Source organism: Pseudomonas aphyarum (assembly GCF_028657055.1).
In the GTDB taxonomy this organism is placed as follows: Bacteria; Pseudomonadota; Gammaproteobacteria; order Pseudomonadales; family Pseudomonadaceae; genus Aquipseudomonas; species Aquipseudomonas aphyarum.
Map to the genome: position 1 here is coordinate 181,880 of NZ_JAMDGS010000014.1, position 14,144 is coordinate 196,023.

Here is a 14,144-nt window from a genome sequence, read left to right on the forward strand (position 1 = left end):
TTACATCGACCTGAATGAGTGGTGTCGATTATGGATTTGGCGCCGAATGCGTTGCTGCGATTTTGGATTCAGCCGAATTCGTTCAGGTCGGCGTATCTCTCCAATATCCCCCGATCGGCTCCCTCTCCCTCCGGGAGAGGGTTGGGGTGAGGGCGGCTTTTAAGGCTCTGTACGTTTGGGCAACAGTTTCAACGTACTCCGCGTATTCGCCGTAACCTCTTCCTCACTGAAATGCGCCTGCACATACATCCCGTCCACATACGCTTCCGCCTGATCGTCATAGTGGCTGTCGAACGGCACGCCGCTCTGGCCGACCGGGTTGATGGTCAGGCTGTGAGCCGGATCGGCGAAGTCCACCAACCGCCGCGTCGACGGCCCGTAGGTCACCGGCCACGGCGCCGGGCCGATCTTCGCCGAGAGGTTATTCGGCACTTCATGGGAGCCCGGTGCAGCGAAGGGGCCGACGTTGAAAATGCGATCCAGCGGCTTCTGCTGACCCAGCGGATGACCATGGGTCAGCGTATGCGCCTTGCCCCACTGCCAGCCGGAAGCGTTGTCGCCGAGGGTCGACTTCAGGTGCGCCATGCTCGCCTGCCACGCGGCGCGTACGGTGTCGGCGCGGGTCTCCTTGTTCGGCGTGCTGCGGTTGTCCCACCACGGTGAATCGGCATTCGCCGCGAGTCGGGGCAGCGCTGCATCGATCACTCGGGTCGACAGCAGGGTTTCGAAGAAATCATTGCCCAGCTCATCGCGCATTGCCGCGTCGGCCAGGTCATAGAGGAACTGGTTGAACACCGTCGCGCTGACCGAATCCAGCGGATAGTCGCCTTGCCACTGGGCCAGTTGCTCGACCAGTTTCAGCTGCGCCGGATCACGCACCACTTCACGCAATACCGGCAGCAACGGCGCCAGCAGGCGCGGGCCATAACCGGTGGCGGTGCCCAGTTGCAGCTTCTGGTTGGCCTCGTTGTCCCACTTCACGTTCTTGTCGGCGAGCTGGCGGTTGAGCTGTTGACCACGGTCGGCGAGGTTGTAGTAACCGGGAATCTCCATGCCGGTCGGCGACACGGGCTGGAAGTTGGCCGAGACGATATAGCCGCGCGCCGGGTTCTCTTCCTGCGGGTTGGCGCTGAACGGGAAGTAGCCCTCCTTGTCCGCCTGATTGCTGCTGCCGTCGAGAATGAAGCCCGGCTTCACGCCGGCCGGGCGCTTGGGCAACAGCGCCGAGGCCCACCACGCGATATCGCCCTTGGCATTGGCGTAGACGATGTTCAGCCCCGGTGCCTGCACCTTCGCGGCAGCGGCGCGGGCCTTGGCCAGGGTATCGGCGCGGTTGAGCTGGTAGAAGCCTTCGAGGATCGGATTCGGCGTTTCGAGGAACGCCCACCACATCGCGATCGGGGTTTTCCCGGCGGCGCTGCCGAGGGCGTCGTTGACGATCGGGCCGTGGGGCGACTGGCGCAGGGTGATGGTCACCGGCGTCTGGCCTTTCACCGCGATCTGCTGCTCGGTCTTGACCATGTCGGCCCACTGGCCGCGATACCAGACCTGATCCGGGTTGTCCGGATTGACCTTCTCGGCGATCAGGTCGAGGTCATCGTTCTGGAACATGGTCAGGCTCCAGCCGAAATCCAGGTTGTGCCCCAGGAACGCAAACGGCACGAGCGCCTGATGATGACCGTAGAGTTCAAAACCCGGCGCCGACAACTGCGCCTCGTACCACACCGACGGCACCGAAAAACGAATGTGCGGATCGCCCGCCAGCAAGGGCTTGGCGCTCTTGCTGTGGCTGCCGGCGATCACCCAGGCGTTGCTGCCTTCGAACTGTGGCAGGCCGTTGTCGATCAGCGCCTGTTCGCTGAGGCGGGCGAGGGCGTTCAGGCCTTTCCAGTCTTCGGCGGCGAGGGCCGGTGCGGTGCCGGCGTGGCCCTTGGCGAGCACGCCCTTGGGCTGCCAGTCGAGGTCGAAGATGTTGAGGTAGTCGGCGCCCAATTGATCGCGTACGTAGGTCAGCAGCGGTTCGGTGCGAAACGCGGCGGCAAAGCTGTAGGCCATGTAGCCGGCGACGCTGATGCTGTCCTCGGCGGTGAACGGCCGCTTGGGGATGCCCAGCACGTCGAACTCGACAGGGGCGGCGTGCGAGTCCTGATATTGATTGATGCCGTCCAGATAGGCTTGCAGGGCCTTCCACGCCGGTGACTGCTTGTCGAGGCTGGCCACGTAACTGGCGGCGCGTTCGCGGATACGCAGGCTGCGGAACAGCTTGTCGTTGTCGAGCAGTTTCGGCCCGAGCACTTCGGCCAGCTCGCCCCGGGCCAGGCGGCGCATGGCTTCCATCTGAAATAGGCGGTCCTGGGCGTGCACATAGCCGAGGGCGCGGTAGAGGTCGGTCTCGTTTTCGGCGCGGATGTGCGGCACGCCGCGCTCGTCGTAACGCACGGTCACCGAGCCTTGCAGGTTGCGCAACTCCACTTGGCCCTGACGCGTCGGTTGCTTGCTGTAGACATACCACCCGCCGGCGGCGAGCAGGACAACGATGAGCAAGGCAAGAACGGTGAAGACGCGTTTCATGGTGACTCCTTGTGCATTCGGGATTGCCGCCCGTGCGGGCTGCAAACAATTAGCACACGCCTCGTGTGCTGCGCATCGCCGTCCTTGAAATGTCCGGAATGCCTTACTTCGTCTCCGCCGGCCACGGGCAGTAGCAACCGACCGCCAGCGTATGGGTCGCATTGACCGGACGATCATCACTCAACGCTTGCAGGATCGGTTCGATAAAACTGTTGCTGGAGTTGCACGTCAGGCCTTCGCTGTACGGGCCGAAGTACGCCAGTCTGCCGCTGCGGTCCCAGATCGCCACGGCCGGGCTGGCGGGAATCTGTTCGGAGCCGGGCAGCACCGTGATGGTTTTGAGATTGCTGAGGGTGGCGGGCAACTGGCCGTGGCTGCCGGCCTTCTGCACGGCGAAGAACTCCACGCCCTTGGGGCCGAACTGTTCGACCATTTCGGTCAGGTGCTGTTGATTGCCGACGTTGCACGGGCAGGCAGGATCCCAGAAGTGCACCAGACGGATGTTGCCGGGACCGGCGAGGTCGTCGGGCAGGCGCAGCGGATCGCCGGAAAATACCGCGGTGTGTTCGCTGAAAGCCCGCAGGTAGCGGCCCTGAAACCAGTCGTACGCGGCCCACAGCACGCCGGCACACACGATGGCGAGCAGGCTGGCAAACAGTGCGGTGCGGTAGGGCGAACGCATGGTTTTGATTCCTCGAAGGCCGGCTAGCTTGCCATGCTTGCCGCGACAGATGAATATCGCAGGCCGATAAAGTCCGTTTACCGTTCTGGAATTGCCCATGTCTGTTGCCTTCGATCCCGATCACCTGCGTGCGAGCCTCAAGCCTCTGGCCGAGTGGCAGCCGTTGTCCGAGGAGGCGAAGGCGTATCAGCGGTTCTACAAGAGCGACTTTCCGGAGCGTGATGTCTGGCGCGGCATGGGCCGGTTCGACATCAATGGCTATCAACTGGTCAGCCATTGCTGGTGGCCGGCGGAAACAGCCAAGGCCACGCTGTTTCTGTTGCACGGTTTTTATGATCACACTGGTCTTTACCGGCATGTGATCGAGTGGGCGCTGGATCAGGGCTTCGCGGTGATTGCCTGCGATCTGCCGGGGCATGGCTTGTCCAGCGGCGAGCGGGCGAGCATCCGCGATTTCTCCGAGTATCAGGATGCACTGCAAGGCCTGTTCGCCGAGGCGCGCTCGATTGCCCTGCCGCAGCCGTGGCACCTGTGCGGGCAAAGTACCGGCGGCGCGATCATTGTCGATCACGTGCTCAATCATGGTGAAAACAGCCCGGCGCAGGGGCAGTTGATTCTGCTGGCGCCACTGGTGCGTCCGCGTGCCTGGGGCTGGTCGCAGTTCAGTTATTACCTGCTGCGGCCCTTTGTCAGGGGCATCGCCCGGCGTTTCAGCGAGAACTCCAACGATCCGGATTTCCTGCCGTTCCTGCAGGCTGATCCGCTGCAGCCAAAACGCTTGCCGACCGCATGGGTCGGGGCGTTGTCACGCTGGATCAACCGGGTGGAATACGCAAAGAAAAGTCCGCGCCGGCCACTGATCGTCCAGGGCCAGGCGGACATGACCGTGGACTGGCAGCACAACCTGCAGGTGATGAAATGGAAGTTCGACCGGCCGCAGATTCTGTTGCTGGCCGAGGCGCGGCATCACCTGGCCAACGAGACGGCGGAAATGCGCGAGGAGTATTTCGAGTTCTTGAGCAAGCGGATCAAGGGCCGCAACCCCTAGATCACTGGCTGAGGTTCGAGGTGCTCTGGCCGACGGCCAGCCCGGCGCGGATCGCGGCCAGCGCAGCTTGATAGTAGGCCTTGCCTTCGGTGGATTCGGCAAAGGTCGCGAACTCTTCCAGCTCTTCATCCGACAGGTCGCGATAGACATACAGCAGCGTGTTGTTCAGGTCGGCACCGATCTGATCCATCAGGCGCTGGCGTTGACCGTTCAGCATGCCCTGGGCCTGACCGCCGCCGAGCAGGCCGGGAATCATCGAACTCAGGCTGTCCGCCGCCACGCCGGCAATCGCAAGGCTGACTTCGGCACCGGCTTCACGGGCGGGCAGGGCCTGGGCGAGGTGGCCGATGATCAGCAGGCGGCTGTCGCTGGCCGGCATCTTCGGCAGGCCCTTGGCGTTCTTCGCCAGTTGATCGCGGCGGGTCGCCAGCAGTTCAGCGGCGACGATCTTCTTGCCCAACGGAGACTGAAAGAACGACAGGGCCGGTTTCGGATCGGCGAGGTTCTTGCGCAGCTGTGCTTCGGCGCGTTGATCCACGGCCTGAGGGGCGAAGCGCTGATTGCTGTTGTTCACCAGCGCCTGAAACACCGCCGGCGGCAGGCTGTTCTGGTAGCGCTGCTGCGCGGCACTCAGGGCGTCGTTGAAATGCGCGCGTTGTTCTGGCCAGCCGGCGACCTTGTACAACTGGTCGTGGCCGTCCGCCCAGGCGGGCAAAACGCAGAACATCAACAGTGAAAAAAGCAAACGGCGCATAAGGACTCCTGTCGGCAGCCGACTATTCTCCGTGCGGTGCCAGTACTTGTCGAGAATTCGTATCAAGCCGCCGCGTGGCTCTGTCGGATTTCTTGCCGCAGGCATACTATGCGCGCCATGCAAATATCCTCTGATCACCCGCTGCTGTTACGTATCGTCGACGACCTGGCCGAGCGCGGCTGGTCGCAGCAGAACATTTTCCTGCCTGAGTATTTGACCCGCGCACTGGCGGCCGAGTGCCGCAAACGTGACGCCGAAGGTGAACTGGCGCCGGCGGGGGTCGGACGTGGCCCGTTTTCGGAGATCCGCGAGGGGATTCGTGGCGACCATATCCAGTGGATCGACCCCGGTCAGGCCGAGGCCAGCGACCGCTACCTGAACCTGATGGACAGCCTGCGTGAAGCGCTCAATCGCGGGTTGTTTCTGGGCCTGGAAGACTTCGAGTGCCACTTCGCCCTGTACCCGCCGGGTGCGTTCTATCGCAAGCATGTCGACCGTTTCCGCGACGATGACCGGCGCATGGTCTCGGCGGTGATCTACCTCAATGACGGCTGGCTGCCGGAGGATGGCGGGCAACTGCGCATGTACCTGGAGAATGACCGCGTTCATGACGTACAGCCTACGGGCGGTTGTCTGGTGGTGTTTCTCTCCGGCGAAGTCCCTCATGAAGTGTTGCCAGCCAGCCGCGAGCGGCTGTCGCTGACAGGCTGGTTCCGCCGCCGTGGCAACGAGCCGTTCTGATATGCACAGGATTCTGGTCAGTCGCTGCCTGTTGGGTCACCGCGTGCGTTATGACGGTGGGGCCAGCGGGCCGTTCGATCTGCTGGAGCAGTGGATTGCCGAAGGGCGCGTAGTGCCGCTGTGTCCGGAAGTCGCCGGTGGTTTGCCGACGCCACGGGCAGCGGCAGAGATTCCGGGCGGGCAGGGCAGCGAAGTACTGGACGGGCTCGCTTCGGTGATCACTACCGAGGGTGAAGATGTCAGTGCGCAGTTTCTGGATGGCGCGCGGCAGGCGCTGGCGCTGGTGCAACAGCACGGGATCCGGGTGGCGGTGCTCAAGGCCAACAGTCCTTCGTGCGGGAATCTGTTGACCTATGACGGGACGTTCAGTGGGGTGAAGGTGAGTGGCGAGGGGGTTACTGCTGCTTTGCTGAAGCGCCATGGGGTGCAGGTCTTCAGCGAACTTGAGTTGGCTGAGGCGGCGGTGGCTTTGGAAATGTTGCACTGATCCGGAATCTTTACCCTCACCCCAGCCCTCTCCCGGAGGGAGAGGGAGCCGATTGGGGGATATTCACGAGGTTTACCGATATGCACCAACGCCAGTGAATCCATAATCGCCACGCTATTTCAGGTCGGCGTATAGCAAAAGACACCTCGGTCAGTCCCCTCTCCCTCCGGGAGAGGGTTAGGGTGAGGGGGCTTTCAAGGTTTCAACCACTTCTTCGACAACGCCTCCAGCCGCCCATCCGCCCTGATCCGCTGCAAGGCATTCTCCAGACTCGCGTGAAACGCCGGGTTACCCTTCTGAAACGGAATCGCCAGATCCACCGGCGGCCCGACCTTCGGTTTCTCTTCCGTCAGTGCCTGCACCAGCACCAGTGGCCGAGGCTGTTCGTCCTTTTTCGCCAGCAATTGCGCATTGACCTGCGTGTAAGGCTCGCTGACGTCGAAACGATCCTTGAGCTCGGGTGTCAGTGCTATGTGGTTGAGCGCGACGTCGTACTTGCCGCTTTCAACGCCCTGGAGCAGATCGGCTTCGTCGGTGACGATGAAGTCGGCGCGCACATCCAGTTCGTTGGCCAGCAGTTGCCCAAGCTCGACCTCGAACCCCGTGAGCGTGTCGCCGTCCTTGAAATTGAAGGGCGGTGTATTAGCCTCAAGGGCTATGCGCAACTCGCCACGGTCGTTGACGTCATCAATCAGTTCGGCGTGAGCCAGAGGGCTCAGAAGGGGAAGCAGGCAGATCAGGCCAGGCAGAAAACGCATGGTCACTCCTTTGAAATCGATATCGGCCTGTTTTCCAGGCTCGCTTTGCTATGGTTGTCGAGTGCCTTCGACAACGAATGGTCATGAAGTTGTCATGACCGTGCGGATTTTACGGAAAAACTGGAGAAGAAAATGAAAAGCTTTATGTCACGTGCAGCGTTGGCCGGTGTGCTGATGGGTGTTTCGGTACTGGCCAGTGCGGCCACACCGGCACCGAAGGGCGCCGAAGTGTTCATCGTTTCTCCCGAGGACGGAGCCACGGTTCCGCAGACCTTCACGGTCAAATTCGGTGTAAAGGACATCGCGCTGGCACCGGCCGGTGACGTCACCAAGAACACCGGCCATCACCATCTGCTGATCGATGCCAAGGAAATCGTTCCGGCCGGTTCCGTGGTGCCGACCGACGCCAACCACATGCACTTCGGCAAGGCGCAGACACAGGCCGACATCAAGCTCGCGCCGGGCAAACACACCCTGCAACTGGAGCTGGGTGACAGCGGCCACATGGCCTTCGATCCGCCGATCGTGTCGAAGAAGATCACCGTCAACGTCGAATGACGTTTTCGCGTGCATGAAAAAGGGAGCCCGAAGGCTCCCTTTTTTGTCGCTCAACGCTTGATCAGAACAGCACGCGGCTACGGATGGTGCCGTTGACGTGTTGCAGCTTCTCCTGCGCCAGCTCCGAGTACTCGGCGTCGACGTCGATCACCACGTAGCCGACCTTCTCGTTGGTCTGCAGGAACTGACCGGAGATGTTGATGCCGTTTTCGGCGAAGACCTTGTTGATCTCGCTCATCACACCCGGGATGTTTTCGTGGATGTGCAGCAGGCGGTGCTTGCCAGGGTGAGCCGGCAGGGCCACTTCCGGGAAGTTCACGGACGATACCGAAGTACCGTTGTCGCTGTACTTGACCAGTTTTTCTGCCACTTCCAGACCGATGTTGGCCTGTGCTTCAGCGGTGGAACCGCCGATGTGCGGGGTCAGGATCACGTTGTCCAGGCCACGCAGCGGGCTTTCGAACTCTTCGTCGTTGGAGCGCGGCTCGACCGGAAACACGTCGATGGCGGCGCCGATCAGGTGCTTGTCCTTGATCGCAGCGGCCAGGTGATCCAGCTCGACCACGGTGCCGCGTGCAGCGTTGATCAGGATGCCGCCCTTCTTGATGGCGCGGATTTCCTTCTCGCCGATCATCCACTGGGTCGCAGCGGTTTCCGGAACGTGCAGGGTGACGATGTCGGACATGCCCAGCAGCTCGTGCAGGTTGCCGACCTGGGTCGCGTTGCCCAGTGGCAGCTTGGTCACGGTGTCGTAGAAGAACACCTGCATGCCCAGGCCTTCAGCCAGGACCGACAGCTGAGTACCGATCGAGCCGTAGCCGACGATGCCCAGTTTCTTGCCACGGATCTCGAAGGAGTTGGCTGCGGACTTGATCCAGCCGCCACGGTGGCAGGAAGCGTTTTTCTCAGGGATGCCGCGCAGCAGCAGGATCGCTTCGGCCAGCACCAGCTCGGCCACGGAGCGGGTGTTGGAGTACGGCGCGTTGAACACGGCGATGCCGCGCTCGCGGGCCGCTTCCAGATCAACCTGGTTGGTGCCGATGCAGAAACAGCCGACCGCGACCAGCTTCTTCGCGTGATCGAAGATCTCTTCGGTCAGCTGGGTGCGCGAACGAATGCCGATGAAGTGAGCGTCAGCGATCTTTTCCTTGAGCTGGGCTTCCGGCAGGGAGCCTGTCAGGTATTCGATGCTGGTGTAGCCCGCCGCCTTGAGGACGTCGACAGCCGATTGGTGGACGCCTTCGAGAAGAAGGAACTTGATCTTGCTCTTATCGAGAGAAGTCTTGCTCATCTGCGTAAACCTGTATCCCGGAGAAAAATGGCAGGGAGGGGAGCAGCCTGGAGCTGACCCGCACGGCAAGAAAGCCGTCACCGCAGAACCGGCCTTGGGCACTGGCCTGCGGGGTCGGTATGCTAGCATAGCCACCCCGCTAAACACTCATTCCTGCGACGTGAAGCGTTCTCAGGATGACCATGAATTGTTCGAGAGTTCCGTCGATGACCAATCCTGCCCTGATTGATGAACTGAAGACCCTGGTCGAGCCTGGCAAAGTCCTGACCGATGCCGACTCCCTGAACGCTTACGGCAAGGACTGGACCAAGCACTTCGCCCCGGCGCCCAGCGCCATCGTGTTCCCCAAGACCATCGAGCAGGTGCAGGCCGTCGTCCGCTGGGCCAACGAACATAAAGTGGCGCTGGTGCCGTCGGGCGGGCGCACCGGTCTTTCCGCCGCGGCCGTGGCCGCCAATGGCGAAGTGGTTGTGTCGTTCGACTACATGAATCAGATTCTGGATATCAACCTGACTGACCGCACTGCCGTCTGTCAGCCGGGCGTGGTCACCGAGCAATTGCAGAACGCCGCCGAAGAACATGACTTGTACTACCCGGTGGACTTCGCTTCGGCAGGTTCCAGCCAGATTGGCGGCAACATCGGCACCAATGCCGGCGGGATCAAGGTCATTCGCTACGGCATGACCCGCAACTGGGTGGCGGGCATGAAAGTGGTGACCGGCAAGGGCGATGTGCTGGAACTGAACAAGGACCTGATCAAGAACGCCACCGGTTATGACCTGCGGCAGCTCTTCATCGGCGCCGAAGGCACTCTCGGTTTTGTGGTCGAGGCCACCATGCGCCTGGATCGTTCGCCGAAAAACCTGACCGCGATGGTCCTCGGCACCGCCGATTTCGATTCGATCATGCCGGTGCTGCACGCCTTTCAGGGCCGGCTCGACCTGACCGCGTTCGAGTTTTTCTCCGACAAGGCCCTGGCCAAGGTCATGGGCCGTGGCGATGTCCCGGCGCCGTTCGAAACCGACTGCCCGTTCTATGCCTTGCTGGAATTCGAGGCGACCACCGAAGAAGTGGCCAACACCGCCCTGGAAACCTTCGAGCATTGCGTCGAGCAGGGCTGGGTGCTGGACGGTGTCATGAGCCAGAGCGAAACCCAGTTGCAGAACCTGTGGAAGCTGCGCGAGTACATCTCCGAAACCATCTCCCACTGGACGCCGTACAAGAACGACATCTCGGTCACCGTCTCGAAAGTCCCGGCGTTTTTGCAGGAAATCGACGCGATCGTCGGCGAACACTATCCGGATTTCGAAATCGTCTGGTTCGGCCACATCGGCGACGGCAACCTGCACCTGAACATCCTCAAGCCGGACAACCTGAGCAAGGACGAGTTTTTCGCCAAGTGCGCCACCGTCAACAAGTGGGTGTTCGAAACCGTCGAGAAGTACAACGGTTCGATTTCCGCCGAACACGGCGTGGGCATGACCAAGCGCGACTACTTGACCTACAGCCGCTCGCCGGTGGAAATCGAATACATGAAAGCGGTCAAGGCGGTGTTCGACCCGAACGGCATCATGAACCCGGGCAAGATCTTCGCGGTTTGATTGGCAATCCCTGATGAATCAATGAAGGCAGGAGTCGGTAATGAGCTATCAGCACCAGTATGTCGACGGTACGCGGATTCATTTTCCGCTGGGGAAAGTGGTGTGCATCGGCCGTAACTACGCCGAACACGCCAAGGAGCTGGACAACCCGGTCCCTACCGAGCCGTTGCTGTTCATCAAGCCGGGCAGTTGTGTGGTGCCGCTGGAAGGCGGTTTCAGCATTCCGACCGAGCGTGGCTCGGTGCATTACGAGGCGGAAATCGCCGTGTTGATCGGCAAACCGCTGTCGACCAAACCGAGCCGTGAAGAAGTGCTGGACGCGATTTCCGGTTTCGCCCCGGCGCTGGACCTGACCCTGCGCGACAAGCAGGCCGAGCTCAAGTCCAAGGGCCTGCCGTGGGAAATCGCCAAGTCGTTCGACGGCGCGGCGGTGATTGCCCCGTTCGTGGCCGGCAGCACTTTCGCCGACCTGACCGACATCGGTATCCGCCTGACCATCAACGGCGAAGTGCGCCAGGACGGCAACAGCAGCGCGATGCTCAACCCGATCGTGCCGATGATCCAGCACATGGCCGGCTGCTTCTCGCTGCAGGCCGGTGACGTGATCCTGACCGGCACGCCGGTGGGCGTCGGTCCGCTGAACGTTGGTGATGAGATCGTGCTGGAACTGCCGGGCGCCAGTCGCTTCACCAGCAGCGTTCGCTGATCCGTACGTCGCGTTGCCAAGCGGGAGATTGCAGGTTTGAGCTCAGCCCTCAAGCCTGCAATCTCCCGTTTTGGTTTTGTGATGCGGCCTGCAAAGACGCAGGGCATTCCGGCCATTTGCCGTTTTTTTCACATTTTGTCCGGATAATTCCGGTCATTCTGGCGTCTGAGCCGGCCTCTTTGTGCTATTACCCGTAGCCTGAATTTTCGGAACGCGTCCTTCGATGTCATCTCAAACTCAGCTCAAACCCGCCCGCCGTTCACGCTTCGCCCTGCGCTGGTATTCCTGGCTGTTGTTGGCAGTCGCCGCTGCGTACGGGCTGGCGTTTGCCATGCATTGGGATGACCGCGGTGTGCTGTGGGTGCTGGAGCGTTTCGAAAGCACGGCCGAGCAGCAGGAAAGTGTCTGGCTCCCGGACTATCGCGTGGTCATCGACGCCAAGCTATTGCCGGGCATGGAAAAGGACGAAGCTTCGGATTTGTCCTATAACCCGCAGACCAAAACCCTGTTTTCGGTGATGGGCAAGAATCCATTTCTCGTCGAGCTGACCCTGCAGGGTGACGTGCTGCGCAAGATGCCGCTGGTGGGCTGGAGCAATCCGGAAGGCCTGACGGTGATGGAAAACGGCTTGATGGCGATTGTCGATGAGCGCGAGCACATGCTCTCCATCGTCAAGGTCGATGCCGAGACCCGCGAACTGAAGCGCGACGATTTCCCGAAATACGACCTTGGCCCGTCGAAAGACCAGAACAAGGCTTTCGAGGCCATCACCTGGGACGCCCGCAACCAGCAACTGCTGCTGGGCGAAGAGCGTCCGCCTGCGCTGTTCACCTGGAAAAGCGACGGCAGCCAGACGCTCAAGGGCGACAAGCAGAAACTCGACAGCGACGAACTGGACCTGCGCAACCTCTCGGCTCTGTCGATTGACCCGCGCACCGGCCACACGTTGGTGTTGTCCGCCGATTCGCACCTGTTGCTGGAGCTGGACGAGAAGGGTGAGCAGGTCAGCTTCATGACCCTGCTCGGCGGTTTCAACGGCTTGAAGAAAACCATTCCCCGCGCCGAAGGCGTGACCATGGATGAGGAAGGCACGCTGTACATGGTCAGCGAGCCGAACCTGTTCTACCGCTTCGAAAAGCAGAAGTAATTACTCCTACAGCAATTGCAGATCTGTGCAGTTGTGGCTTGAGGCAAGTGGCCATTAAGCTTCAGTTCAGACAGGCGTGATATTTCATCCGCCTGTTTTGACTCCGAGCCTGCCCGAATGCGTCGACTTGCCCGTCCCAAGCCTCTGTTCATCATCCTGTCGGTGATTGCCCTGATCGCACTGATTGCGATCGGCCAATACATGCGCCTGTTCGAGCGTGCCTGGTTCAACCTGCATACGCTCTGGCAGCCGATGAGCAGCGAGGCCATCGGGCTGGATCAATACCGGGTGGACATCGAAGCGAAGGTTATCGACGGGCTGAACGACGACGTCTCGGCGCTGACCTACGATCCGGTGCGCAAGAGCCTGTTCACCGTAACCAACAAGAATGCCGAACTGATCGAGCTGTCGCTGGACGGCACGATCCTGCGCCGTGTCGCCTTGATCGGCTTCGGCGATCCGGAAGCGGTGGAGTTCATCAGCGCCGACACCTACGTGATCACTGACGAGCGCCAGCAACGGCTGATCAAGATCCATCTGGAACACGACACCACGTTCCTCGATGCAGCGGACGCCGAGCAGATGACCCTCGGTGTACACATGAGCGGCAACAAGGGCTTTGAAGGCCTGGCGTACGACTCGGTGGGCAAGCGCCTGTTCGTGGCCAAGGAACGGGATCCGATGCTGATCTATGAAGTGCACGGTTTCCCGCACTTCAATCCGGAAAAATCCTACGCAGTACACGTGATCAACAATCCCAAGCGCGATGCCGGGATGTTCGTGCGCGATCTGTCGAGCCTGCAATACGACGAGCGCAGCGGCCATTTACTGGCGCTGTCCGACGAGTCACGGCTGATTCTGGAACTGGATGTGGACGGGCGCCCGTTGAGCACCATGTCATTGAGCGGTGGCCGGCAGGGCCTGAAGAAAACCGTGCCGCAGGCGGAAGGTATCGCGATGGATGACGACGGTACGTTGTATCTGGTGAGCGAGCCGAATCTGTTTTATGTCTTTAGAAAGCCTTTGCAGAACTAACCAACACCTTCAAACAATGTGGGAGCTAGCAAACTGGCTCCCACAGTTTTTTCATCTACCCACCAAAATGTGGGCAGTTTCGGCTTACTCAGCTTTCAGTGTTTTCACACCTTCGGAAGTACCCAGCAACAACAGATCCGCCGGACGCGCCGCAAACAAACCGTTGGTGACCACGCCGACGATCGCGTTGATCTGCGCTTCCAGCTCCACCGGATTGGTGATCTGCAGGTTGTGCACGTCGAGGATGATATTGCCGTTGTCGGTCAGCACGCCTTCGCGGTAGACCGGGTCGCCGCCCAGCTTCACCAGCTGGCGGGCCACGTGGCTGCGGGCCATCGGGATCACTTCCACCGGCAGCGGGAACGCGCCCAGCACCGGCACCAGTTTGCTGGCGTCGGCGATGCAGATGAAAGTCTGGGCCACGGCCGCGACGATCTTCTCGCGGGTCAGGGCTGCGCCGCCGCCCTTGATCAGGTTCAGGTGTTCGTCGCTTTCATCGGCGCCGTCGACGTAGAACTCCAGGTTGCTCACGGTGTTCAGCTCGTACACCGGAATCCCGTGGCCCTTGAGGCGCGCGGCGGTGGCTTCGGAGCTCGCGACCGCACCATCGAACGCGCCCTTGTGCTGGGCCAGGGCGTCGATGAAGCAGTTGGCGGTGGAGCCGGTGCCGACGCCGACGATGCTCTTGTCGTCGAGTTTCGGAAGGATGAAGTCGACGGCAGCCTGGGCCACGGCCTGTTTGAGTTGATCCTGGGTCATGCGGGC

The 14,144-nt window shown here is 61.2% G+C and carries 14 protein-coding genes; 8 read left to right on the forward strand and 6 right to left on the reverse strand.

What is annotated here, in order from left to right; translation table 11 throughout:
* Positions 1-159: 159 nt before the first annotated feature.
* Both M5G18_RS21640 and M5G18_RS21645 read right to left on the reverse strand, forming a co-directional pair.
* Positions 160-2,571 carry a penicillin acylase family protein gene (locus tag M5G18_RS21640; RefSeq protein WP_273896131.1) on the reverse strand — a complete coding sequence of 804 codons (2,412 nt, stop codon included), beginning with the start codon at positions 2,569-2,571 and terminating at the stop codon, positions 160-162.
* Positions 2,572-2,674: 103 nt separating this feature from the next.
* Positions 2,675-3,253, reverse strand: a complete 579-nt coding sequence (locus M5G18_RS21645) for a DUF6436 domain-containing protein (protein ID WP_273896133.1) — start codon at positions 3,251-3,253, stop codon at positions 2,675-2,677.
* A gap of 97 nt (positions 3,254-3,350) precedes the next feature.
* Between M5G18_RS21645 and bipL the strand changes: the two genes are divergently transcribed.
* Entirely contained in the window at positions 3,351-4,301 is a 951-nt protein-coding gene (bipL, locus tag M5G18_RS21650; protein WP_273896135.1) for a phospholipase BipL, read from the forward strand.
* Position 4,302: 1 nt separating this feature from the next.
* Here the strand turns inward: bipL and M5G18_RS21655 are convergent, their stop codons facing one another.
* Positions 4,303-5,055, reverse strand: coding sequence for a DUF2059 domain-containing protein (locus M5G18_RS21655; protein ID WP_039765403.1), 753 nt, complete (start codon positions 5,053-5,055; stop codon positions 4,303-4,305).
* Between the two features lie 108 nt (positions 5,056-5,163).
* Between M5G18_RS21655 and M5G18_RS21660 the strand changes: the two genes are divergently transcribed.
* Positions 5,164-5,796, forward strand: coding sequence for a 2OG-Fe(II) oxygenase (locus tag M5G18_RS21660; protein WP_273896138.1), 633 nt, complete (start codon positions 5,164-5,166; stop codon positions 5,794-5,796).
* Position 5,797: 1 nt separating this feature from the next.
* Entirely contained in the window at positions 5,798-6,283 is a 486-nt protein-coding gene (locus M5G18_RS21665) for a 2-thiouracil desulfurase family protein (RefSeq protein WP_273896139.1), read from the forward strand.
* Positions 6,284-6,477: 194 nt separating this feature from the next.
* On the opposite strand, the gene M5G18_RS21670 is transcribed toward M5G18_RS21665, so the two are convergent.
* Positions 6,478-7,041: a transporter substrate-binding domain-containing protein gene (locus M5G18_RS21670; RefSeq protein ID WP_273896141.1), complete on the reverse strand. Its 564-nt coding sequence runs from the start codon at positions 7,039-7,041 to the stop codon at positions 6,478-6,480.
* Positions 7,042-7,173: 132 nt separating this feature from the next.
* Between M5G18_RS21670 and M5G18_RS21675 the strand changes: the two genes are divergently transcribed.
* Positions 7,174-7,599, forward strand: a complete 426-nt coding sequence (locus tag M5G18_RS21675; protein ID WP_007953489.1) for a DUF4399 domain-containing protein — start codon at positions 7,174-7,176, stop codon at positions 7,597-7,599.
* 61 nt (positions 7,600-7,660) lie between these two features.
* Here the strand turns inward: M5G18_RS21675 and serA are convergent, their stop codons facing one another.
* Positions 7,661-8,890, reverse strand: a complete 1,230-nt coding sequence (gene serA, locus M5G18_RS21680) for a phosphoglycerate dehydrogenase (RefSeq protein ID WP_007953487.1) — start codon at positions 8,888-8,890, stop codon at positions 7,661-7,663.
* 206 nt (positions 8,891-9,096) lie between these two features.
* Here serA and M5G18_RS21685 point away from each other — a divergent pair, with 206 nt between their 5' ends.
* From M5G18_RS21685 to M5G18_RS21700, 4 genes are all read left to right on the forward strand, one after another.
* The gene (locus M5G18_RS21685) at positions 9,097-10,491 is read left to right on the forward strand and encodes an FAD-binding oxidoreductase (RefSeq protein WP_085702378.1); all 1,395 of its coding nucleotides are present in this window, start codon (positions 9,097-9,099) and stop codon (positions 10,489-10,491) included.
* 40 nt (positions 10,492-10,531) lie between these two features.
* On the forward strand, positions 10,532-11,197 hold the full coding sequence (locus M5G18_RS21690; protein ID WP_273896146.1) for a fumarylacetoacetate hydrolase family protein: 666 nt from the start codon (positions 10,532-10,534) through the stop codon (positions 11,195-11,197).
* A 223-nt stretch (positions 11,198-11,420) separates the two neighbouring features.
* Positions 11,421-12,344, forward strand: coding sequence for an SdiA-regulated domain-containing protein (locus M5G18_RS21695; RefSeq protein ID WP_273896147.1), 924 nt, complete (start codon positions 11,421-11,423; stop codon positions 12,342-12,344).
* Positions 12,345-12,461: 117 nt separating this feature from the next.
* Positions 12,462-13,379: an SdiA-regulated domain-containing protein gene (locus tag M5G18_RS21700; RefSeq protein WP_273896148.1), complete on the forward strand. Its 918-nt coding sequence runs from the start codon at positions 12,462-12,464 to the stop codon at positions 13,377-13,379.
* Positions 13,380-13,463: 84 nt separating this feature from the next.
* Here the strand turns inward: M5G18_RS21700 and rpiA are convergent, their stop codons facing one another.
* Positions 13,464-14,138, reverse strand: coding sequence for a ribose-5-phosphate isomerase RpiA (rpiA, locus tag M5G18_RS21705; protein WP_007953476.1), 675 nt, complete (start codon positions 14,136-14,138; stop codon positions 13,464-13,466).
* Between the last annotated feature and the right edge of the window lie 6 nt (positions 14,139-14,144).